Origin of the sequence: Planktothrix sp. FACHB-1365 (genome assembly GCF_014697575.1) — a bacterium.
In the GTDB taxonomy this organism is placed as follows: Bacteria; Cyanobacteriota; Cyanobacteriia; order Cyanobacteriales; family Microcoleaceae; genus Planktothrix.
This window is the reverse complement of record NZ_JACJSC010000020.1, coordinates 1-22,599: the sequence shown is the minus strand read 5'-3', so window position 1 is coordinate 22,599 and position 22,599 is coordinate 1. Positions and strand designations below refer to the sequence as shown.

The 22,599-nt window shown below is 39.1% G+C and carries 14 protein-coding genes and 1 pseudogene; 7 read left to right on the top strand and 8 right to left on the bottom strand.

The window, feature by feature from the left end; genetic code table 11:
- Both H6G57_RS19135 and H6G57_RS19130 read left to right on the top strand, forming a co-directional pair.
- A complete protein-coding gene (locus tag H6G57_RS19135; RefSeq protein ID WP_190521369.1) occupies positions 1-1,932 on the top strand; it encodes a tetratricopeptide repeat protein in 1,932 nt (643 codons plus the stop codon).
- A 91-nt stretch (positions 1,933-2,023) separates the two neighbouring features.
- Positions 2,024-2,500: a TspO/MBR family protein gene (locus H6G57_RS19130; protein ID WP_190521367.1), complete on the top strand. Its 477-nt coding sequence runs from the start codon at positions 2,024-2,026 to the stop codon at positions 2,498-2,500.
- A 64-nt stretch (positions 2,501-2,564) separates the two neighbouring features.
- On the opposite strand, the gene infB is transcribed toward H6G57_RS19130, so the two are convergent.
- The 5 genes from infB to H6G57_RS19105 all read right to left on the bottom strand — a co-directional run bounded on the left by infB (position 2,565) and on the right by H6G57_RS19105 (position 9,984).
- A complete protein-coding gene (infB, locus tag H6G57_RS19125; protein WP_190521365.1) occupies positions 2,565-5,690 on the bottom strand; it encodes a translation initiation factor IF-2 in 3,126 nt (1,041 codons plus the stop codon).
- 442 nt (positions 5,691-6,132) lie between these two features.
- Complete coding sequence (locus H6G57_RS19120; protein WP_072721595.1) at positions 6,133-6,384, bottom strand: YlxR family protein; 252 nt, start codon at positions 6,382-6,384, stop codon at positions 6,133-6,135.
- 156 nt (positions 6,385-6,540) lie between these two features.
- Entirely contained in the window at positions 6,541-7,767 is a 1,227-nt protein-coding gene (gene nusA, locus H6G57_RS19115; RefSeq protein WP_190521364.1) for a transcription termination factor NusA, read from the bottom strand.
- Between the two features lie 96 nt (positions 7,768-7,863).
- On the bottom strand, positions 7,864-8,331 hold the full coding sequence (gene rimP / locus H6G57_RS19110) for a ribosome maturation factor RimP (RefSeq protein ID WP_072721599.1): 468 nt from the start codon (positions 8,329-8,331) through the stop codon (positions 7,864-7,866).
- Positions 8,332-8,547: 216 nt separating this feature from the next.
- On the bottom strand, positions 8,548-9,984 hold the full coding sequence (locus tag H6G57_RS19105) for a hypothetical protein (protein ID WP_242049023.1): 1,437 nt from the start codon (positions 9,982-9,984) through the stop codon (positions 8,548-8,550).
- Between the two features lie 250 nt (positions 9,985-10,234).
- Here H6G57_RS19105 and H6G57_RS19100 point away from each other — a divergent pair, with 250 nt between their 5' ends.
- A complete protein-coding gene (locus tag H6G57_RS19100) occupies positions 10,235-11,269 on the top strand; it encodes a glycosyltransferase family A protein (protein WP_190521362.1) in 1,035 nt (344 codons plus the stop codon).
- On the opposite strand, the gene H6G57_RS19095 is transcribed toward H6G57_RS19100, so the two are convergent.
- Genes H6G57_RS19095 through H6G57_RS19085 form a run of 3 tightly spaced genes read right to left on the bottom strand, consistent with a single transcriptional unit; the run spans position 11,256 to position 19,601 of the window.
- Complete coding sequence (locus tag H6G57_RS19095) at positions 11,256-13,502, bottom strand: tetratricopeptide repeat protein (RefSeq protein WP_190521360.1); 2,247 nt, start codon at positions 13,500-13,502, stop codon at positions 11,256-11,258. The genes H6G57_RS19100 and H6G57_RS19095 overlap by 14 nt on opposite strands.
- A gap of 30 nt (positions 13,503-13,532) precedes the next feature.
- The gene (locus H6G57_RS19090) at positions 13,533-16,910 is read right to left on the bottom strand and encodes a tetratricopeptide repeat protein (protein ID WP_190521359.1); all 3,378 of its coding nucleotides are present in this window, start codon (positions 16,908-16,910) and stop codon (positions 13,533-13,535) included.
- A gap of 30 nt (positions 16,911-16,940) precedes the next feature.
- Positions 16,941-19,601, bottom strand: coding sequence for a tetratricopeptide repeat protein (locus tag H6G57_RS19085; protein ID WP_190521357.1), 2,661 nt, complete (start codon positions 19,599-19,601; stop codon positions 16,941-16,943).
- A 554-nt stretch (positions 19,602-20,155) separates the two neighbouring features.
- On the opposite strand from H6G57_RS19085, the gene H6G57_RS19080 reads away from it, so the two are divergent.
- The 4 genes and pseudogenes from H6G57_RS19080 to H6G57_RS19065 form a co-directional block, all read left to right on the top strand.
- Positions 20,156-20,971 (top strand): SDR family oxidoreductase, encoded by an 816-nt coding sequence (locus H6G57_RS19080; protein ID WP_190521355.1) that lies wholly within the window; start codon positions 20,156-20,158, stop codon positions 20,969-20,971.
- A 194-nt stretch (positions 20,972-21,165) separates the two neighbouring features.
- Positions 21,166-21,687 carry a photosystem I assembly protein Ycf3 gene (locus H6G57_RS19075; protein ID WP_072721608.1) on the top strand — a complete coding sequence of 174 codons (522 nt, stop codon included), beginning with the start codon at positions 21,166-21,168 and terminating at the stop codon, positions 21,685-21,687.
- 54 nt (positions 21,688-21,741) lie between these two features.
- Complete coding sequence (gene gatC / locus H6G57_RS19070) at positions 21,742-22,035, top strand: Asp-tRNA(Asn)/Glu-tRNA(Gln) amidotransferase subunit GatC (protein ID WP_190521353.1); 294 nt, start codon at positions 21,742-21,744, stop codon at positions 22,033-22,035.
- Positions 22,036-22,391: 356 nt separating this feature from the next.
- Positions 22,392-22,599 (top strand): annotated as a pseudogene (locus H6G57_RS19065) (photosystem II D2 protein (photosystem q(a) protein)); the annotation flags it as partial.

Genomic DNA, 22,599 nt, shown 5'->3' with positions numbered 1-22,599 from the left:
ATGAGCTATTTTAACGATAATAATACCAGAAATGATTTACAAACAGCAGAATCTTATTTAATTTCTGCAAATCATTATTTAGAACAGGGAACCCCTGAACTAGCTTTATCTTTCTATAATCAAGCCATTGAATTAAATCCTGACAATGACCAGATTTATTATAAATTAGGTCAAGCTTTAATGCAGTTAAAACGTTATGAAGATGCCATAAATGCTTATTCTAAATCTATTAAAATTAACCCTAATTTTTCTTGGTCTTACAATAGTTTAGGAGAAGTATTAATTAAATTAGAACGCTGGGAAGAAGCGATCACAGCCTATAGCCAATTTATTAAATTTAATCATAATTTTTGTTGGGCTTATTTTGGTCTAGGGGAATCTTTCTTTAACTTAAACCAGATAGAAAAATCCATTGATTATTATAAAAAAGCAATTGAACTTGAACCTATAAATTGTTGGATTTATATTAAATTAGGAGATGCTTTTTTTAAATTAAAACAACAACAAAATGCAATTAAAATTTATTCTCAAGCAATTCAAATTAATCCAAATGTAGATTGGTTTTATGGGAAGTTAGCAGAAGTTTTTTTATCTCAAAATCAGTTAGAAAATGCAATTCAAGCCTACCAAAATGCCATCAATATAAATCCGCAAAGCTGTTATTATATCGCAATTGGTAAAATTTTAATTCAACAAAAACTATGGGATCTAGCTTTAGATTATTTAATTAAAGGATTACAATTACAGCCAGATTATCATGAAGCATATTATTGTATTTCTACTATTTTTAAACAAAATAATCAGCTATTAGATGCTATTCTTTGTGAGGTTCATCATCAATTACCAATTTCTTTAATTCAAAAAATATTTAATTTATCAGATGATCATTTTATTACGACTCCTACAGAAAAAAATTTAACTAAAATTCCAGTTTATCTACCTAGTAATATCAAACTTACTCCCCCTAAATTAATCGAAGGAAGTCTCAACCCTCATTTTCAATTAACCTCAATTCATTTCCCGGAAACCTTTGTTTATAGTATTCCTCAAAGCCAAGTTTGGGCGGATACATTAACCAGTGCTGTTCTCAATTCAGAGAATCAATTAATCACAGATTTATCCACCGGAAGTGCGGCTTTATTAGTTAATTCTCCTCATTTTATTTCGTCACGAAATATCGGTGGAACAGTGGCATTTTTATCAGTAAAATGGGGTACAAATTATTACCACTGGATGTTTGATATTATTGCTAGATTTGATTTATTATTACAACATTTTTTAATTGAAGAAGTCGATTATTTTGTGGTGAATCGATACCAATTAAACTATGAATATGAGACATTGCAACTATTAAAAATTCCCTCAGAAAAAATCATTGAAAGTTGCAAAAATCCTGCTTTAAAAGCAGATAAAATTTTAATTCCTTCCTATTCTCATGCAACGTCCAGAACCCCTCAATGGGCTTGTAATTTCTTGAAAAATTTGTGTCTCAATTCTCAAGAAAACTTAGAATTACTGCCCTTAGAAAGAGTTTATTTAAGTCGAAGTCAGGCATCCTATCGTCAAGTCGATAATGAAGCAGAAGTCATCTTATTTTTACAGCAATTTGGGTTTACCGCCTTGAATTTAGAAACTTTATCAGTTAGACAACAAGCCTATTATATGGCAAATACTAAAGTCATTATTTCTCCCCATGGAGCCGCTTTAACCAATTTAGTTTTTTGTACCCCAGGAACTCAGGTCATTGAGTTTTTAATGCCAAATTGGACGCTATCTTGTTATTGGGAATTAAGTAATATTGTGGGTTGTGATTATTACTGTTTATTTTGTGAAGCAGCGAATACCCATTGTTCTCCTACGGATGGATCTCAAAATATTAAGGTCAATTTGGATTCTCTTTTAAAATTAATGCAATGGGCTGGAATTGTTTAGGGATAGCACTTAATTTTCATGCTTTTGGGAGATTTAACTCATAACCAACTAATATAAAATAACCAGAATAAGGTTAAAAGAGCGAAAAATTATGATTAAATCTTGGATGGTAATTGGAGGAGTAACTTTTCTCGTCGCCTTAGCCAATAATATCCTTTTAACGCCTAATGACATCCGATGGTTTAATCGTTTAACTCGTCCGGGTTGGTTAACCTTTGAAAAGGCGATTCCTTTAATTTGGACAATTGTTTTTATTGGGGGGGCTTGGTCAGCAATTTTAGTTTGGGAAGCCGAACCCCAAACGCCTCAAACTTGGGTGTTAATGGGGTTTTATCTATTAGTAGAATTAGTGATTTTGTCCTATACCCCTGTGATGTGTAAAACGAAAAGTTTACGAGTTGGAACCCTTTTAGGGGGAACCGGTTTTATTTTAGGCTTAATGCTGATAATTAGTGTTTGGCCAATTTCTCAGACCGCAGCCTTTTTACTGCTTCCTTTTGTTTTGTGGAGTCCCATTGGAACCTACACCACCTGGGCGATGATCCCCCTAAATCCCGCAGACGCTTAAAACAGCAACAACCACCGATTATTACTGGAATAAAAGGTGGCTGTTAAGCAATTAGGGATAAAGATTATAAGGTTAGGGTACGACGTTTCGTGGTCATCCGATAAGCTTCAATGATATCGCCCATGTTCCAGTCGTTGAAATTATCCAAGGCAATACCACATTCATAACCGGCATTAACTTCCTTAGCATCTTCTTTCATCCGTTTCAAGGAGTCAAGAGCGCCTTCATGAACGATTTCGCCTTTACGACGGACTCGGACTTTACAGTTACGGATGACTTTACCGGAGAGCACATAACAACCCGCCACCGTACTGCGTCCGACGGGGAAAATTGCCCGAACTTCCACTTGACCCAGAGCTTCTTCCACCAGTTCCGGTTCTAATAACCCTTCCATCGCCGCTTGAACATCATCTAAGAGGTTATAAATGATGTTGTAATCGCGGATATCCACTCCAGCGCGATCAGCGGCTTGGCGTGCGCCATGAGCCAAGGTGGTATTAAATCCAAGTAAAACCGCATCACTAGCTGCCGCTAAATCAATGTCCGTTTCGGTAATTTCTCCGGGTGCAGCTAAAAGCAGTTGCAGTTCAACTTCTTTCTGAGGCAGTTTTTTCAAGGCATTGACAATGGCTTCTACTGAACCTTGAACGTCTGCCTTCAGGATTAAGTTGAGTTCCTTCAACTCACCTTCTTGAGCACGAGCCGAGAATTCACTCAGACTGATCCGACCTTTGGTTAAGCGGGTTTGTCGTTTTGTCTCAGCCCGTGATGTCGCCAGAGCCGAAGCTTCTTTCTCGTTCTCAAACACATCGAATTCATCACCCGCCGCAGGGACATCCCGCAGCCCTAAGACCTCAACCGCAAAGGAAGGACTAGCTTCATCGACGCGATCGCCTCGATCATCCACCATCGCCCGGACTTTACCCAGCACCGAACCCGCAACAACGATATCTCCGACGCGCAGAGTTCCGTTTTGGACTAATAAAGTTGCCACAGGGCCACGAGATTTGTCCAGGTGAGCTTCAATAATGGTTCCCTTCGCGGCTCGGTTGGGGTTGGCATACAGATCTTCAACCTCAGCCACTAACAAAATCATCTCTAACAGGGTATCGAGATTTTCCCCTTTGATCGCACTGACGGGAACCATAATGGTGTCACCGCCCCATTCTTCAGGAACCAGAGAAAATTCGGTTAATTCCTGTTTCACCCGATCCGGCTGGGCGCCTTCTTTATCAATTTTGTTAATGGCAATGATCATCGGGACTCCCGCAGCCTTAGCATGGCTAATGGCTTCAATGGTTTGAGGTTGAACCCCATCATCGGCAGCCACCACCAAAATCGCCACGTCCGTAACACGGGCACCCCTGGCCCGCATCGCGGTAAAGGCTTCGTGACCGGGAGTATCGAGGAAGACCACTTGCTGATTTTTACCTTCATGTTCCACATCGACATGATAAGCTCCGATGTGTTGGGTAATGCCTCCAGCTTCACCTTGAGCCACTTTGGTTTCGCGAATCGCGTCGAGAAGGGTGGTTTTCCCGTGATCGACGTGACCCATAATCGTGACCACCGGCGGACGGCGTTGCAGATGTTCTAGGTCTTCCGCGTTGAAGATATTGTCGGGTTTAATCGCACCGGATACTTGTTCTTCCGTTTCAACTTGAACGTTTAGCTCTTGACAAATCACTAAAATTGTGTTATAGTCGAGCGTTTCTGTAATATTAACGGCAATTCCTTGGGAGAAGAGACGTTTAATAATTTCCGTTTCCGGTAAGGCTAAGGCGGTTGCTAATTCTTGAACCGTCATTGGCCCTGGTACAATCACTTTTTCCGGGCGTTCTGCCTTCGGTTTTGCTTCTGTACGCCGCATATTTGCAGCCGAAGAACCTCCCCCCCGACTCGGAGCTTGTTTTTTCGGTTTAGCCGTTGTTGCTGCCACGTTACCTTGTCCAGGGCCGGCTTTGGGTTTCGGTGGACGGGCCAGAGATATACTCATCATGGCGTTATTGGCATTGGATAAAGATAATGCGTTGAGTTCATCATCATCGTCTTCATCCAAAGACGGTTTAGCCCGTCGTTTAGCCTTGACTTTAGCGGATTTGGCTTTACCCGTATCTACAACTTCTTCTTCCTCTTCCTCCCATTCTGGCCCTCGTTTCCCAGTTCGCGGGGGGTTCGGTCGAGTTAAGGTCACAGCAGCCCGTTTTGGCCGTTTAATTAAATCATCTGTGGCAATTAAGGGTTCCTCTTCTGCGCTTTCGGACGGTTCTGCATCGTCATCAATCGGTTGAACCGCCGATTTTCGCGCAGGAGGGGGTTGTAATTCCGGCACAGACCGGCTGGGTCTGGGAGTCCCGATCTCTTTGCGCGGTGGTTTTCTGACTTCTGAGTCTTTTTCTTTTGTTTCTGCTGAAGCCAGGGATGGAGCTTGTTGCGGTTTAGGAGTGGGTCTTTCCGGCCCGTCCGTTTTAGATTTGGGTTCAACGGATTTAGGTGCAGGTTTATTCGTTTTTAAAACGGGCTTGTTTTTAACGATAGGTGCTGTCTCTGTCGTAGCAACTGAGATAGGAACAGAAGAAACCGGAACGGGGGATGCGGGTCTAACAGGTGGAGGAGACAATTGAGGCGATTCTGACAAATCGAGGTCAACCTCTTGAAAGCTACTGTTCTCTTCGGCCGGAGAGGAAATGCCAATCTGTTCAGCTTGGGAAGATTCACTGGCCGTTGTTTCGGAAGATTCCGTTCCCGCTTGAGCAGGAGCATTGGGTTTCGATAACACTGGTCGATTTAACGTGGGTTTCACAGGCGCTTTTGGAGAAACAAGTGACTTAGGTGGAGTGGCAACTGACGTTGATGCAGGGGAATCCGCCGAGCCATAAACGGCTGAGACATCGGAGTTAGGCCTGATTCTTGGCTTCTGGATCTCTAAAATTTCTTGCTTTTTCTTCTCGCCCGGTGCCGTTGCTGATGATTTCCCATTGGGGTGCGATCGCTCGGATTTCCCATCAAGCTGACCTGGGTTCGGGTGAGTTGCTACATACTTTTCAATGCGTTCTTTATCAGATTCTGAAATCGTGCTACTGTGGCTTTTAACCGAAATATTCAGCCGTTCGCACACCGCTAAGATGTCCTTGTTATCCAAATTAAGTTCCCGTGATAGTTCGTAAATTCTGACTTTGGCGTTGTTCATCCACTGACCCCTCTTCGTACCAACCCATTGTTTGATGTTTACATAGTTCGATTTACTCTTACAACAGTAACCTCTACATTTTAAATAACGATATCATCTGCTCTTGTTATTTAAGTGTCAAGGATGCAGAGGATTCGTCTGCTGTGACAGTTCTTAATGTTATTTCAATTTTTGTTGAACTTGAACCCCTCAAATCTTTACAATTGTTTTTCTCAAGTTAGCAGATATAAACCTTCGGGTGAAGGAGGAGCATTGGACACATCAGCCCATTTATCCTATTCTGGTTTAACTTGAATATCCCAGTCTTCTATCTGGGGAAGTGGAACAGGCATCTTGCCTGTTAAATTCAGTGATTAAATGTGAACTTGACACCTCCTAACATCGGTTATGAACTTCAATCGGCAGTTGTTTCAGAAAAATCGCCTTGACTGGTGAGTGCTTCTTAATCAGGCGTTGCTAAACGTTGCCATAGGGTTTGATACAGTTCCTCTGGCACAGAAGCCCGGAGTGCGTGTCCCAGTCGATTTTTTTTCTGAGCCACTCTTAAACAATCAGGGTTGGGGCAAAGGTAGGCTGAACGACCCATTCCTTGATCTAATTGTACCTGATGCGATGGATAGAGCCGGACAAATCGCCAGAAGGTTTCTTTGCCGGCTAACTGGCGACAAGCAACGCAACGACGTTGATTTTTCATGGGTTGAGCGTTGACAGTTATCAGTTATCAGTTATCAGTTATCAGGAGTTAGATGTACCTGAAGCCTACTGCATTACTCCCCACCCTCCCCCTGTCCCCCTGTCCCCCTGTCCCCCCGTCCCCCCATCCTCCTGTCCCCTTGTCCCCCCATCCCCTCTACTCCTCTTCCCCAAATTCGTCAAAATCCTCATCCGTTGCCGCTAAAGCTTGACGTTCGAGTTCTTCGGCGATTTTTTGATCTTCGGCTGCTGCATCATATTTAGCAGTATCCTTAATATCAATTTTCCATCCTGTTAATCGAGCCGCGAGACGAACATTTTGCCCTTCTTTCCCAATGGCCAAACTCAATTGATCTTCGGGAACCAAAATATGGGCACGACGCTCTTCAGGATTCACTAACCGGACTTCATCGACTCTGGCCGGACTCAAGGCATTGGCAATATAGGTGGCCGGGTCAGGTGACCAACGAATCACATCTATTTTCTCACCCCGCAGTTCATTCACCACAACTTGAATCCGCGAACCCCTGGCTCCAATACAAGCACCAACCGGATCAACATCTCGATCCAAAGTATCTACTGCTATTTTAGTCCGGGGGCCAACGTGACGGGAAGGGGGGTTGGCTTCTCGCGCGACGGCGACAATTCGCACCACTTCATCCTCAATTTCTGGGACTTCATTGGCGAACAGATAAACCACTAACCCAGCATCGGCCCTAGATACTAACAATTGTGGCCCCCGTTGGGAACCTTGACAGACTTTTTTCAAATAAACTCGGAAAGTCGCATTGGCTCGATAATTATCATTGGGGAGTTGTTCGCGTTTGGGGAGTTCCGCTTCAACGGCCATCCGACCAAAACCACTGGCCACTTCCATAATCACCGATTGTCGTTCAAACCGCAGCACTTTAGCTTGGAGCACGGTGCCTTCAAGTTCTTTAAACTCTTCTTGGATCAATTTACGCTGCTTATCTCGGAGTTTTTGGGCTAAAACCTGTTTCGTTTGAATGGCAGCCATGCGACCAAACTCCCCTTGATCCGGGGTAACATCTAACGTAACCGTATCCCCTAACTGGGCTTCGGGAGCGACTTCCCGCACATCTTTTAAGGCAATTTGGTGATCTTGATTACTGACTTGTTCAACAATCATTAAATTCTTGGCTAAAACCCGAAATCCTTCTTCATCAACATCAAGCTCCACATCAAAATTATCAAAATAATCGTCACTAAATTGAGTCTGAATTTCAATCGTCCGTCGATAGCGTTCATATCCTTTTAATAACGCTTCTCGCAACGCTTCTTCTACCGCTTGTTTAGGTAAATTACGTTCCTGAGAAATACTATTAATCATATCTTGCAAACCGGGCAAACTCACCATTGACATAGGGTTTTTATCCTCCAAATTTTGATTTTTTGATAACAGGGAACAGGGAACAGAGTGGAAAGTTTCTATTTATTGACTTCCAGCGTTATAAAACCTTTATTCCTCTCCACTTTCGTCTAGTAAAACTTCCGTTACTAACTCGCGCGGAATTGCGATTTGTCGCCCTTTTTGACTGAGATAAACAGTTGTTTCATCCCGACGCACGAGTTTTCCCCGTTGTTGAGTCTGACCTTTGTAGGGTTCTGATGTTTTGACAATGATCGGAAATCCTTTGAAGGAAATAAATTCGCGATCGCTGGTTAAAAATTGTGAAATTCCTGGGCTGGAAATCTCCAAAACATACGCATCGGGAATAATATTCGTCGTCTCTAACTGTTCTTCTAAAGCCCGACTCATCCGTTCACAATCATCCAATCCAGTATCCTGACTGGGGTTGCGGATATCGACACGCAGTACAGGCGGTTTCTGATTGGTGTAAAAGGTAGCCCCCACCACTTCCAGTCCCAAGGTTTGGGCGATGGGGGTGGCGATATCAAGAATTTCGGGGATCAGGGGATGAGCCATAGTTGACGGGAATATTAGAGTCTACAGAAGTTCTGGCGTTACACTGACATGAAAAAAGTGGGCTTCACCCACTCTGCGCGTGAAACAGTGTCCTCCCAGAAGCCAAAGACGAACCTTTTGGGTTCGCCTCTTCTTCTAGTTTAGCTTACAGTGAAGGCAATTGTCAGGAGTATTGTCGGTTGTCGGTTGACGGATAACCGTTGACAAGGACAACATTTAATCGGTTTCTGCTAATCGTCTTTGTTCATGTAATTGGGCGAGAACTTGTTCAAAGTTAGATTCATCTACTTGTTGAATATAGTTAATTTTGAATTCTTCTAAAAAGTCAATTAATAAGGTTTGAATTTCCGCAAAACCTTGTTCTTTTTGTAATTCTTCTCCTAAAACCTGACTAAAGTTTTTAACTAATTGATTGGTTAATTTTGTACCAACGGGATCTTCCATTGCTTTTTTCACCGTTTCATAGGCATCCTGTGGCCCTTCTGTTGCTAATTTAGACAGTTCAGCAATAATTCTTTCTTGAATTTGTTCAGGAATTTGTTGTAACCCCGGTATATTTTTAAACTGTTGAATAACGGGAGATTGTTGGATGACTTGTTCAATATTATAGCGCAATAATGCTTCAATATCCGGTTCTAGTTTAGGAATAACGTTATAAATAATTGTTTTAATTAAATGATTAGCGATCGCTTCTATTTCATTAATATTATTAATATCTAAATATTTTTTATTGCGATTCGTGAAAAATCGCTTAACCACATCTCCTTTCTGAATTTCCCGTTGAACTTGTTCAAGACCTTCAACCACAACGGCTTCGGTTAATTCTCTGGCTATTCCAGCCACAAATCCGCGAGTCACTTGCAGCCGAATATATTCTAAACTGATAAAATGGACTTGATTTAAGCGTAGTGCTACAGGAATTATTCTTAATAATCGCCAAAAGGGTAAGAACAAAAAGACATCATACCACCGCCATAACATCGCATCAAACCAAGTCACTCTCGGATAACGACGACTAATAAAATAAGTTCGGGCTAAAAATTCGAGAAAGAAAATGATCACAAAGGGTAAATCAATTTTCCAAAAAGTTCGAGTGAATTCCCCATTTTCTCCGAGAGTTCGATAATAGTTTATAGCAATTAAAGGACTAATATTTTTTTCAAACCAGTCAATTTCTTGATCATATCCTTGTTGTTTGAGATAAGATATACTCCAAAAGGTATTAAAAGATTCTTTAGCGGAATTTTGAGGATTTTCGACATGATCTCGCATTCGATTTTTAATGCGTTCTAAAGTTCCGCTTTTTTCAGCAATTGCAAAGGGATTTTCATTGATCATTCCCTCACTTTGAGCGCGTAATTGTGCTAAAATTTCATCGGTTTCAGTAGAATTTAAACTGGTTTCAGTTACACTAACTTTTAACTGCTCAACAGTCTCTAAATATTTTTCTGTATCTTGATGGGGTTCTATCCCTTTAATGGGATCATAAATTTGGGTTAGAACTGGGATATAACGAAAATAATAATCTCGCAAATCAGTATAACTGAGATTAAATAAAATTAATCCGTAGTTAACGGTAGCGACAATAGCCATTAACCGTTCAAACCAAGGAAGTTTTTGATTTTGGGGAACAGAAATAGAATTTTTTTTCATTAGGAATTAAATAATAACAGAACAATAAGTAGCAAGTCCCAAATCAACGAATATTAATAAATCTTCTCTAGTTAAGCTAAAGTACCTAGATTCTTAGGCTAAAGCTCAACACTGAACTTTTTTAAGTTAACGAGAATTCTGTCCAGAGACTAACTCAAGTTAGAGGAATTATTAATAGCAGTTTTAGGTATTATAGAAGATAAAAATCAACCCTAACATTTAACATTGAATCAAGTTCTGGATTAAATCTATGTCCAATTCCTTAGAAACTCCCCAAATTAGTATTGTGATTCCAGCATACAACTGCGATCGCTATATTGGGCAAGCGATCGAAAGTATTCTTAATCAAACTTATTCTGCTTATGAAATTATTGTCGTGGATGATGGTTCCCAGGACAACACCCGCGAAGCGTTACAACCCTATTCTCAACACATTCACTATGTTTATCAACAAAACCAAGGGGTTTCTGTCGCGCGAAATCATGGGTTAAATTTAGCACGAGGAGAGTTTATTGTTTTCCTCGATGGGGACGATACTTTTCTTCCTGATAAATTAACAACTCAACTCGCCGTTTTTGAAGCACAACCCCAACTGGGACTGGTTCAAAGTGGATGGCGTCGCGTGAACCAACAGGGAGAAACTTTAATGGATGCGACACCTTGGGACTATGTTCCTGAATTGAATTTAGAAATGTGGTTGCGTTGGAAACCGTTGGGTACAATGGGAACTTTAATGTTTCGTCGAGATTGGTTATTAAAAATTGAAGGGTTTGAAGCTGGGTTAGCTCATGGGGAGGATGTAGATTTAATTTTAAGATTAGCATTATTAGGCTGTGAATCCGCTTGGTTACGTCAGTCAACGGTTTGTTATCGTCAACATGACCGCAACACCATGCGGGATGGAATTTCTCAAGCAAAATCGATTAATTATGTTTTAAATAAATTTTTTAATCTTCCCAATATTCCCTTAGAAATTCGGTTAATTGAAAATTGGGTGCGGTATAGTACCTTAGTTTGGAGTTCTTGGTATTTGTATTATACAGGTTTCCCGCTAGAAATGGCAGAATATTTACAAAAAGCTTGGCAATATACCCCATTTTTAGCGGTAGAAACTTTAACCAATTGGACAGAAAGTTTTGTTCATTATTCTAATAGTTTAGAACAGCCTTTATCCGTGAATCAACTGTGTAGTTTACCGGAATGGCAAAATTTAACAACTTGGGTTTTACAACAAACAATACAACAACGTTCTAAACCTTTAGAAGCAGGAATTAAGTTATTTTAATTTCAGCTAATTCTAACAAATTTATGAACTCATCCAGATTGATTCTCATATCGAGTTGTCCGAGATGAGTTAAATTTTCTGTGGTTTTATCAATGACTTCACTAATTAAATAGTAATGTTCTAACTGACAAAGATTGCTAATCAATCGATAATAAATCGGAACATAATCTGGGTGAAATAGCTCAATAATTTTAGTTCCAGGTTGACAAAAAACAATATTAGATAATCCAGCGCCATGCGGCGCAATTACAACGGATGCGGTCGCCATTAATTCCACTTGTTCTGAAAAGCTTAAAGTTTCTAAAACCACGCTTTCAAAGTTTAATGGTTTCAGACATTGAAATAATTCATCTTGGTTAATAACATTACGATAACTTGCTTTTTCTCGACTCAAATAAATCCGGCGATAAGGGGTAATATTCCCAATATTAGCGGGAAGAAAAGCTGATCTCAAAAAGTTACACACCCATGCAGGTGTGATCACATTTTTGTACATTAAATTCGGGGAAGGAACAATAATTTTATTTGCTTGAATATGATGATGAGTCATACTAACCATAATTTTAGACAAGGGAACACCAAGCTTAACTAAGGTTTCTTTTTGATAAGTTGGATAGTCTGCATTAATCACAAAATAATCAATATCATCCCAGGAAATCCCACTTTTTTGAATTAAATGAAAACCGGGTAAAACATCATACAGCCAATGAAAATAGGTTGCTCCCCAACGCACCGATAAAAAGGCAATTGTCCCCTCAATTTGATAGGCTGGTGCTAATTGATTGGATGATAAAACTAATTCAGCACATCCCGTTGAAAGATCCGTAACTAATTGATTATTTTCTGTTATAATGGCACTGGTGGCTAAATCTCCCCAGGCTCTAGCATTCTCTAAAATGGCTACAAATGCTTTTTGAGTTGTAGCGTGATCAAACATTAAACAAAATTGAGATTGAGAAACCGTTTTTGACGAAGTTAAAGTAATATTAGATTCAGAATAAATGGGTATAGAGTTGATCTGAGAATCAATCTGGGATAAAGTCAGTTGGTGTGTCGGAATGGGACAATATTTTTGAAGAATTGCAGAGGGTATTTCTCTAGCGTTATAACAGCCTAAACCTTCTTCATCATATCCTTGTTGCATCAAAACCTCAGCAATTATATCGTAAGGTTTCATAAAATCAGGATTAATTTTTAAAGCTTCAAGACAACAATAAATAGCCTGTTCCCATTGCTTTTGTTTTAACCAAGCATCTCCTAAATCTGCATAATATTGGGAAAGATTAGGATTAATCTGAATCGCTTTTGTATAATAAAAAATTGCATCTACAATCTTATTGTTGACTTTATAAATATTTCCTAAAATATGGTAAAGTTCATCCGCTTCAGGACGTTTCTTTAACTGTTCTTCAAAAATTAAACTTGCTTGAATTAATTCTTGAGATTGTATAATTTTAGGAATAATCTCATCTAATAGCTCTTGATAATAAGCATTAGATTTAGCCGCTTCATAATAGGCAATAACAGCCTCATACCATTGGTGAGTTTCTAATAACGCTTTTCCTAATTTTGGATAAAACCAATCAATATTATTCTCAATTTCAATAGCTTGACGATAAGCTTTTATTGCTTCTAACCATTGTTGTTTTCCAGAAAAAGCTTCTCCTAACCAATAATAAGCTTGATGGGAATTAGGATAAATTTCTAAAGTTTTTAAATACAAAGAAATTGCTTGATCCCATTTGCTTTGAGAAATCAAACTTTTGCCGAAATCAATATGAGATTGAAGGGGGATAGATTCAGGTTCTAAAATTAATACTTGAAACCAACATTCTAGTGCTTTTTCGGGTTGGTTTAGGTAGCTAAAAACACTATATAAATTTCGGTAAATCCCGACTTGATTCGGTTTTAACTGTAAAGCAATTTCATAGAATTTTAAAGCTTTTTCCCATTGCTGTTGTTGTAGATAAACTGTCCCTAAATTCCCTAGAACTTCGACCCAGTTCGGTTGTAGTTTTAAGGCGTTTTCATAGTATGATTTAGCTTCCTCTAGTTGTCCTTGCAATTGTTTCGCTAACCCAATGGTACTGTAAGCTAACGCAAAATTAGGTTGCAATTGTAAGATGTTTTGACAAATTGTAATCGCTTCTTCATATTGCTGTTGAGCGATATGGCGAGACGCTTGTTGATATAAAACAATGACAGGATTTTCTGGTATTTCAGATGGTTGCATGATTTTATTCCCAATAGAATATCTACAAGATTAAGCAGGTTTTGTTACCCCTGCTAATTCCAGTAAACTGATTAAATCATCGATATTAATTTGTATATTCAACCATCCCGAACGGGTCAGATCCTGTTCTGTTTGATCTGCACCCGCATCTACCAGTTCTCCAATTAAATAGTAATGTTCTAACCCACAAAAATTACTAATAATTCGATAACAAGGTGGTACATAACTTGGAGGAAATAACTCAATCACTTTAGTTCCTGGTTGACAGAAAACAAGATTGGATAATCCCGCACCATGAGGTGCTAAAACCACTGAAGCACTCGCCATTAATTTAGCTTGTTCAGCAATCGTTAAAGATTCTAGTACAACAGTCTCAAAGTTGAATGGTTTTAAACTTTGCAGTAACTTATCTTCATTCAGAAGGTGGCGATGATTTGCTTGTGCTCGACTGATATAAAGGCGACGATTTGCTGGGATTTTGTAAACATCTTGATTAACCAAGTGTTGCTTTAAAAATTGGCAAATCCAATCAGACGCTACATGGTAAATATTAGGTGCAGGAACAATAACTTTCTTGGCTTGAATGTGAGGTTGATGGCAACTCTCAATAATTTTTGATTCTGGAATACCTAATTTCTGTAGTGTTTCTTTTTGGAAGGCATAATGATAACTGTTGAAAACGAAATAATCGATACTGTTTAAAGAAATACCGCTTTGTTGAATTAAATGAATTCCTGGCAATAGCTCATACATCCAATGGTAAAAACCCTCTCTCCATTGACTTGATAAAAAGGCAACAGTTCCATCAATTTTATAGGCTGGGGGTAATTTATTCGAGGATAAAACTAATTCACCACACCCTGTAGAAATATCAGTTAATAGCTCATTTTGTGCCGTTATAATTGCAGTTGTAGCTGCATTTCCCCAGACTCTGCCATTGTCTAACGTCACTACAAAAGCATTTCGATTGTGTATTTGACTAAAGATCATCATCGCTGGATGATCTTGAGAAATTGTTCGGGAGGGTTTCAAAGAGATTTGGCTATTGGGATAAACCGGAATATAAGTAATATTAGAACTAAGGTCTGATGTAATTAATTGATCGGGATTTATAAAGCAATATTGTTCTATAATTGATCGAGGCAATTTTTTATGATTATAACAATCTACAGCCTCTTGAGTTTTTCCTTGCTGCTGTAGAATTTCAGCAATATTATCATAAACTGGAAATAAATCTGACTTCATTTTTAAAGATTCCATCAGGTAGAATGTTGCCTGCTCTAATTCTTGTTTCTTTAACCACACTTCTCCTAACACTGCATAATATTCAGCAACATTAGCATTAATATTGATGGCCTTTTCATAAGATGTGATCGCTTCATTTCCTTGACCTTGCAATTTGTATAAATTGCCCAAAATGTAATGTAAAATATCAATTTTAGGAGCAATTTTAACCCCTTCTTGATAAACTGAAATCGCTGTTTCAAATTCCTGCTGTTCAATTAAGGTTTGTGCTAATTCATCGAACAACCCAAGATGATTCGGATTGAGTTCAATTGCTTTACAATAAGCATGAATGACTTGATGCCATTGTCGTTGAATCGTTAAAACTTTTCCAAGTGGGGGATATAACCAATCCACATTGGGTTCCAGTTCAATTGCTTGCTGATAAGCTGCTAAAGCGTCATCAAACTGTTGGGTTTCAAATAAGGCATTTCCCAAGGCAAAATACAACCAAAAACTATTAGGATTTATCTCAATTGCTTGACGATAAAAATCAATAGCTTCTTCCCATCTTTTTTGAGCAGATAAAGCATTGGCTAGTTGAGGATATGCTCCAAAAAAATTAGGGCTGAGTTGAATCACTTTTTGATAATGGATGATGGCGTCATTCCATTGACCTTGAGATTGATATAAGTTCGCTAAATGGTAATGTAAAACATGAGCTTTAGGATTGACTTTAAGATACTCTTGATAAACTGGAATCGCTGTTTCAATTTGCTGCTGTTCAATTAAGATTTCTATTAATTTATCTAACAGCCAAAAATGATTAGGATTTAATTCAACCGCTTTACAATAAGCCTGAATTGCTTGATTCCATTGTTGTTGAATCGTTAAAACTTTTCCCAGTTGAGGATATAACCAATCCACATTGGGTTCCAATTCAATTGCTTGCTGATAAGCTGCTAAAGCGTCATCAAACTGTTGGGTTTCAAACAAGGCATTTCCCAAGGCACAATGCAACAAAAAACTATCAGGATTTATCTCAATTGCTTGACGATAACAATCAATGGCTTCTTCCCATCTTTTTTGAGCAGATAAAGCTTTTGCCAGTTGAGGATATGCTCCAAAAAAATTAGGGCTGAGTTGAATCACTTTTTGATAGTGGATGATGGCGTCATTCCATTGACCTTGAGATTGATATAAGTTCGCTAAATGGTAATGTAAAACATGAGCTTTAGGATTGACTTTAAGACAATTTTGATAAACTGGAATCGCTGTCTCAATTTGCTGCTGTTCAATCAAGGTTTCTGTTAATTTATCTAACAGCCAAAAATGATTAGGATTTAATTCAACCGCTTTACAATAAGCCTGAATTGCTTGATCCCATTGTTGTTGAATCGTTAAAACTTTTCCAAGTGGGGGATATAACCAATCCACATTGGGTTCCAATTCAATTGCTTGCTGATAAGCTGCTAAAGCGTCATCAAACTGTTGGGTTTCAAATAAGGCATTTCCCAAGGCAAAATACAACCAAAATTTATCAGAATTTATCTCAATTGCTTGACAATACCAATCAATGGCTTGTTGTAATTTCCCAGTTTTAAAGCAAATTTCTCCTAACCAATAATAAGATTGAGGCAAATTAGGATAGATTTCTACGCTCTTAGTATAAAGTTCCAGGGCTTGGTCTAATTTACCTTTTTCAATTAACGTTTTCCCAAAGTTTATATAATCTTGAGAAGAAACACATTGAGGTTCTAAAATCAATACTTGATACCAACAATCGAGTGCTTTTTCAGGTTGATTAAGATTCATCCAAACGGTATATAAATTCCGGTAAATCCAGACTTGATTGGGTTTTAACTGTAACGCTATTTGATAATATTTTAACGCCTTTTCCCATTGCTGTTGTTGTAGATAAACTGTCCCTAAATTCCCGATAACTTCCACCCAGTTCGGTTGCAGGTTTAAGGCGTTTTCATAGTATGATTTAGCTTCCTCTAGTTGTCCTTGCAATTGTTTCGCTAACCCAATGGTACTGTAAGCTAATGCAAAATTAGGTTGCAATTGTAAGATGTTTTGACAAGTTGTAATCGCTTCTTCATATTGCTGTTGAGCGATATGGCGAGACGCTTGTTGATATAAAGCAATGACAGAATTTTCTGGTGTTTCAGATGGCTGCATGATTTTATTCCCAATAGAATATCTACAAGATTAAGCAGGTTTTGTTACCCCTGCTAATTCTAGTAAGCACATTAAATCATCGATATTAATCCGCATATCTAATAATCCTAAAAACGTAATATCATCTAAAGCTTCATTTTCGACAAGCTCTCCAATTAAATAATAATGTTCTAGCTCACAGATATTACTAATAATTCGATAACAAGGGGGAATATGAGTGGGTGCAAATAATTCAATCACCTTAGTTCCAGGCTGACAAAACACAATATTAGATAAGCCCGCACCATGGGGAGTTAAAACCACTGACGCACTAGCCATTAATTCGGCTTGTTCAGAAATCGTTAAAGATTCTAGTACAACGCTCTCAAAGTTCAAGGGTTCTAAACGTTTAAGTAACTCATCTTGATTCACCAGATGACGGTAACTTGCTTGTTCTCGACTAATATAGATGCGACGGTTTGTAGAGATTTTCTGAAAATCTTGAGAAACAAATTGTTGTTTTAGGAATTTGCAAATCCAAGGAGAAGTTGCTGTTGAATTATGGAAAAAATTAGGCGCGGGAACAATAATTTTTTGAGCTTGAATATAAGGTTGATAACGACTTTCGATAATTTTGGATTCTGGAATACCTAATTTTTGTAAGGTTTGCTTTTGATAGGGAGAACGATAACTATTGAAAACGAAATAATCAATACTATCTAAGGAAATACCGCTTTCTTGAATCAAATGAATACCCGGTAAAACATCATACAACCAATGATAAAATGCTTCTCCCCATTGCACGGATAAAAAGGCAACCGTTCCATCAATTTTATAGGCTGGGGGTAATTTATTAGAGGATAAAACCAATTCAGCGCATCCGGTTGAAATATCAGTGAGTAATTCATTTTGTGCAGTCATAATTGCACTGGTCGCTGAATCTCCCCAGACTTTCCCATTCTCTAATATCACGACAAAAGCATTTCGAGTTTCAGCTTGACCAAAAATAAAGCCGGGATGAAATTGAGCAATTGTTCGAGAGGGGTTTAGAGAAATTTGACTAGCTGGATAAACGGGAATATAAGTCACATGAGAACTAAAGTCTGATGTAATCAATTGATCAGGATTAATAGAACAGTATTGTTCTAAAAGTGACCAAGGTAATTCTTTATAGTTATAACATTTTAAAGCTTCTTCTGTTTTTCCTTGCTGCTGTAAAATTTTAGCAATATTTTGATAAGCTTCAATTAAATCCGGCTTCATTTGTAAAGCGTCCATTAAGTAGGACATGGCTAGATCTAATTCTTGTTTTTTTAACCAAGCTTCTCCTAATCCAGCATAATATTCAGCGACTTTTGAATTAAGATTAATAGCTGTTTGATAGGATGCGATCGCTTCATCAATTTGACCTTGAGAGTTATATAAATTCCCTAATTGATAATGTAAAACATGAGCTTTGGGAGTCACTTCAAGACATTTTTGATAAACGGAAATAGCAGTTTCTATTTCCTCCTGTTCAATTAAGGTATCTGCTAATTGATCTAACAGCCAAAGATTATTCGGATTGAGTTCAACGGCTTTACAATAAGCATCAATTGCCTGATTCCATTGTTTTTGACCTGTAAATAATTTTCCGATTTGGGGGTATAACCAATCAATATTAGGTTCCAGTTCAATTGCTTGCTGATAGGAAGTTAAAGCTTCCTCAAACTGTTGCATTTCCAACAAGCTATTTCCTAGGGTAAAATGCAACCAAAAGCTATCAGGATTAATCTCAATAGCTTGGCAATACCAATCAACAGCTTCTTGGTGTTTTCCGGTTTTAGAACAAATTTCTCCTAATTTAAAATAAGAACCGAAAAATTTAGGATTAAGGGCAATTCCTTGGTAATAAGCAAGGGTGGCTTCTTCCCATCTTTGTTGTTCAGATAAAGCATTTCCCAGTTGATGATATGTCCAGGAAAAATTCGGGCTGAGTTCAATGGCTTTTTGGTAATTTGCGATCGCTTCTTCCCATTGTTTCTGCTGAACTAACGCATCTCCTAAACTTTGATAAAACAGATTACTATTAGAATCAAGACTAATTGCTTGATTATAGGCGGCGATCGCTTCATCCCATTGTTGTTTCCGGCTTAAAGCTTCTCCCAAACTAAAATAGGAGTGGGGCCAATTGGGATAAATTTCTACGCCCTTAGTATACAGTTCCAGAGCTTGATCTAATTTGCCTTTTTCAATTAACGTTTTTCCAAAATCCATATAATCTTGAGGAGAAACGCATTGTGGCTCTAAAATTAAGGCTTGAAACCAAGCATGATTCGCTTCTTCTGGTTGATTGAGATTAATCCAAACCCTATATAAATTCTGATAAATTATGGCTTGATTAGGTTTAAAATGCAGCGCAGTTTGATAAGATTGCAGGGCTTCTTGCCATTGCTGTTGTTGAACATATACCGTCCCTAAATTAGCATGAACTTCCACCCAATCGGGTTTGAGGTCGAGGGCTTTGGTATACCAAAATTTAGCTTCATCCAGTTTTCCTTGCAATTGTTTGGCCAACCCCATCGTACTGTAAGTCGGGAGGAAGCGAGGTTGCAACTTCAGTGCTTGCTGACAGACTTCAACCGCCTCATCAAACTGCTGTTGGGCGATATAGCGATGTGCCTCGGCGTGCAAATCAAAAACTGTTTTCTCTGGAGTATCAGACAATGGCATGATCAATCGTGAAAATAGAGTATCAATATAGACGTTGTGTTAATACAGATAGTTTATCAGGCGTAAGGTTTCCGGTGTTGGGTGGGCAGAGGTTCAAATTCCGAATGTTTTGTGCGCCACTCATATTCCCTAACTCCATCAGGGTAAGGCATCAGATAGCCTGACAACTCCGGTCTATTTATCAATTATGAAGTAATATTAAGCAAATTTTATTAAAAATTGTTGCAAGTTCTTGATTGGCTTGTTAGATTGTGCATAGAGGGTCTTTCCAATCAATGCTCGTATTGAGGAGACATTTGAGCCATGGGTGAAATCAATGTTGCTCTATTCACCAGGAATTAAGGAAAAAAGATAGCCCGGTCTGTTGTCTAATCATGACCCATTACTGATCTCTACACTCATGATCCAAAATTTTTAACCTTTCAAGATTGTTTCAACTCTGCATAGAGGAATATCGGTGTTTCTAACCGTTGTTAGGCGGGGATGGAAAGAAATTTTATTCTAAATCCCTGGCGAAATTGCACCGAATTCCTCCTCAACAGGAGGTTTTTGCGATGACTATTCAAGGAAAAACAGCCCTAATTACAGGGGCTTCTCGTGGAATTGGCCGAGCAATTGCCTTAGAATTTGCTCAACATCACGTCAAACGTCTAATTCTCGTAGCACGAGATCGTCAGCGATTAGCTGAATTAGCGACAGAATTAGAACCGATGGGGGTGGAAGTCGTTACCTTAGCCTTAGACTTAACCCAACCCGTGAAAGTTAATATTGCCATCGCCCAGGCTTGGCGATCTCACGGGCCAATTGAAATTTTAGTCAATTGTGCTGGAGTCGCCCACCAAAAGCCCTTTTTACAATCCAAACTCCTAGATGTTCAAGAAGAAATCTCCTTGAATTTAATCGGGTTGTATACCATTACTCATGCTATTGCCCGACGCATGGCCCACCGTAAATCGGGAACAATTGTAAATGTATCGAGTTTAATGGGAAAAATTGCGGCTCCCACCATGTCCACCTATTCGGCGACCAAATTCGCGATTTTAGGATTTACCGAAGCCTTACGTCGGGAATTAGCCACCTACAATATTCGCGTTATGGCCTTATTACCCACCTTAACGGATACGGATATGACACGGGATTTAAAACTTTTCCGTTGGGTAGTTCCCATGACCCCCGAACAAGTTGCCAAGGTGTTAGTCGCGGGGTTGGATAAAGACACCTCAGAAATTTTAGTCGGATGGCAAAGCCATTTAGCCGTTTGGTGCAACCGCTTTGCGCCTTGGTTGATGGAAAAAATTCTTCTGTTGACATCCCCCGTCACCCAAAAAATCCAAAAATCCTATCCCATCCTCACCGAAGCGGACTGTTAAGGCAATAGGGAATAGGCAATAGGGAATAGGCAATGGGCAATCAGAATTTATTCTATTTCCCATTGCTCCCTGATGACTGATGACTGATAACTGATAACTGATAACTGATTAAGGTAACATGATTGCAATAGGCTGTGAATGAACTTCCTCAAATCCTGAAGTTCTCCGCCTCAACCTTTGGAGATTAAAATTTTATGCCGAGATCACAACGGAACGATAACTTTATTGATAAAACCTTTACGGTTATGGCAGATATGATTCTCAAGATGCTGCCTACCAACCAAAAAGCTAAAGAAGCCTTTGCTTACTATCGAGATGGAATGTCAGCCCAGGCGGATGGGGAATATGCAGAAGCTTTAGAAAATTATTATGAAGCATTAACCTTAGAAGAAGATCCCTATGATCGGAGTTTTATTCTCTATAATATTGGGTTAATTCATGCCAGTAATGGCGAACATGAAGAAGCCTTAGAGTATTATCACCAATCTATTGAATTAAACCCCCGAATGCCTCAAGCTTTGAATAATATTGCGGTCATTTATCATTATCAAGGAGAAAAAGCCAAAGAAGCTGGAGATGAGGAGAAAGCGGAACAAGAATTTCGCAAAGCTGCGGAATATTGGATCAGAGCTATTCAGTTAGCACCCAATAACTATATTGAAGCTCAAAACTGGCTGAAAGTTACCGGAAGAAGCAAGATTGATGTTTATTTCTAAAGGTTTTACCGTTGATCATTTTTCCCATTCACCTGTTATTAATTTAAGAAAACTATGTCAATTGATCGTGAACAAGTTGGTAAAGTCGCTCATCTCGCTAGACTAAAATTAACCCCAGAAGAAGAAGAAAAATTTACGGCTCAACTGGGTGAAATTTTAGATTATTTCGAGCAATTAAATGAACTCGATACGGCTAAAGTTCCTCCCATGACACGAGCCATTGAAATGAGTAATATTACTCGACCTGATCAAGGGGAACCCTATGCCAAACGGGACAATATTCTAGCCAACGCCCCCGCACAAGAGGGAGACTATTTCAAAGTCCCTAAAATTATGGCCGAAGAATAATCTGCACTCTCATAAAACTCTGGGTTGAGATCTGTGGAACAGGCATCTTGCCTGTTAAAGCCTGTTAAAGCCTGTTAAAGTGCCTACTCCCCATTGCCCATTGTCTGTTCGGTGATCCCTCCCCCCTAAGCCCTCCGTACACGGGGGGTTTGGGGAGCTTGTTCCCTCTTTTTTGAATTTTGGACGCAAAAGAGTTGCTGAACTTAAGATTTACCTCTATACTATGAAGACACGTAAAGAAACATTAACTGTACTCATCAAATTTCTCAGATTCTGCTATGCCAGATGAGAGGAGCTTAATGGGAGCACATGACTCTTTACGACTTGTCATTATATATATTCGGAGATTTGCGTCCATGACTATTGCAGTCGAAAGACCGCAAGTGCAACGGGGATGGTTTGATGTCCTCGACGACTGGCTCAAACGCGATCGTTTTGTCTTCGTGGGTTGGTCAGGAGTTCTACTGTTTCCCTGTGCTTATCTAGCCCTTGGTGGCTGGTTAACCGGAACCACATTTGTTACTTCCTGGTACACCCACGGTTTAGCAAGCTCTTATTTAGAAG

What these genes read in the sequence shown, in the direction of transcription:
- H6G57_RS19135 (WP_190521369.1), top strand. Translation starts at nt 1, where the DNA reads ATGAGCTATTTTAACGATAATAATACCAGAAATGATTTACAAACAGCA.
- H6G57_RS19130 (WP_190521367.1), top strand. Translation starts at nt 2,024, where the DNA reads ATGATTAAATCTTGGATGGTAATTGGAGGAGTAACTTTTCTCGTCGCC.
- infB (WP_190521365.1), bottom strand. Translation starts at nt 5,690, where the DNA reads ATGAACAACGCCAAAGTCAGAATTTACGAACTATCACGGGAACTTAAT.
- H6G57_RS19120 (WP_072721595.1), bottom strand. Translation starts at nt 6,384, where the DNA reads ATGAAAAATCAACGTCGTTGCGTTGCTTGTCGCCAGTTAGCCGGCAAA.
- nusA (WP_190521364.1), bottom strand. Translation starts at nt 7,767, where the DNA reads ATGTCAATGGTGAGTTTGCCCGGTTTGCAAGATATGATTAATAGTATT.
- rimP (WP_072721599.1), bottom strand. Translation starts at nt 8,331, where the DNA reads ATGGCTCATCCCCTGATCCCCGAAATTCTTGATATCGCCACCCCCATC.
- H6G57_RS19105 (WP_242049023.1), bottom strand. Translation starts at nt 9,984, where the DNA reads ATGAAAAAAAATTCTATTTCTGTTCCCCAAAATCAAAAACTTCCTTGG.
- H6G57_RS19100 (WP_190521362.1), top strand. Translation starts at nt 10,235, where the DNA reads ATGTCCAATTCCTTAGAAACTCCCCAAATTAGTATTGTGATTCCAGCA.
- H6G57_RS19095 (WP_190521360.1), bottom strand. Translation starts at nt 13,502, where the DNA reads ATGCAACCATCTGAAATACCAGAAAATCCTGTCATTGTTTTATATCAA.
- H6G57_RS19090 (WP_190521359.1), bottom strand. Translation starts at nt 16,910, where the DNA reads ATGCAGCCATCTGAAACACCAGAAAATTCTGTCATTGCTTTATATCAA.
- H6G57_RS19085 (WP_190521357.1), bottom strand. Translation starts at nt 19,601, where the DNA reads ATGCCATTGTCTGATACTCCAGAGAAAACAGTTTTTGATTTGCACGCC.
- H6G57_RS19080 (WP_190521355.1), top strand. Translation starts at nt 20,156, where the DNA reads ATGACTATTCAAGGAAAAACAGCCCTAATTACAGGGGCTTCTCGTGGA.
- H6G57_RS19075 (WP_072721608.1), top strand. Translation starts at nt 21,166, where the DNA reads ATGCCGAGATCACAACGGAACGATAACTTTATTGATAAAACCTTTACG.
- gatC (WP_190521353.1), top strand. Translation starts at nt 21,742, where the DNA reads ATGTCAATTGATCGTGAACAAGTTGGTAAAGTCGCTCATCTCGCTAGA.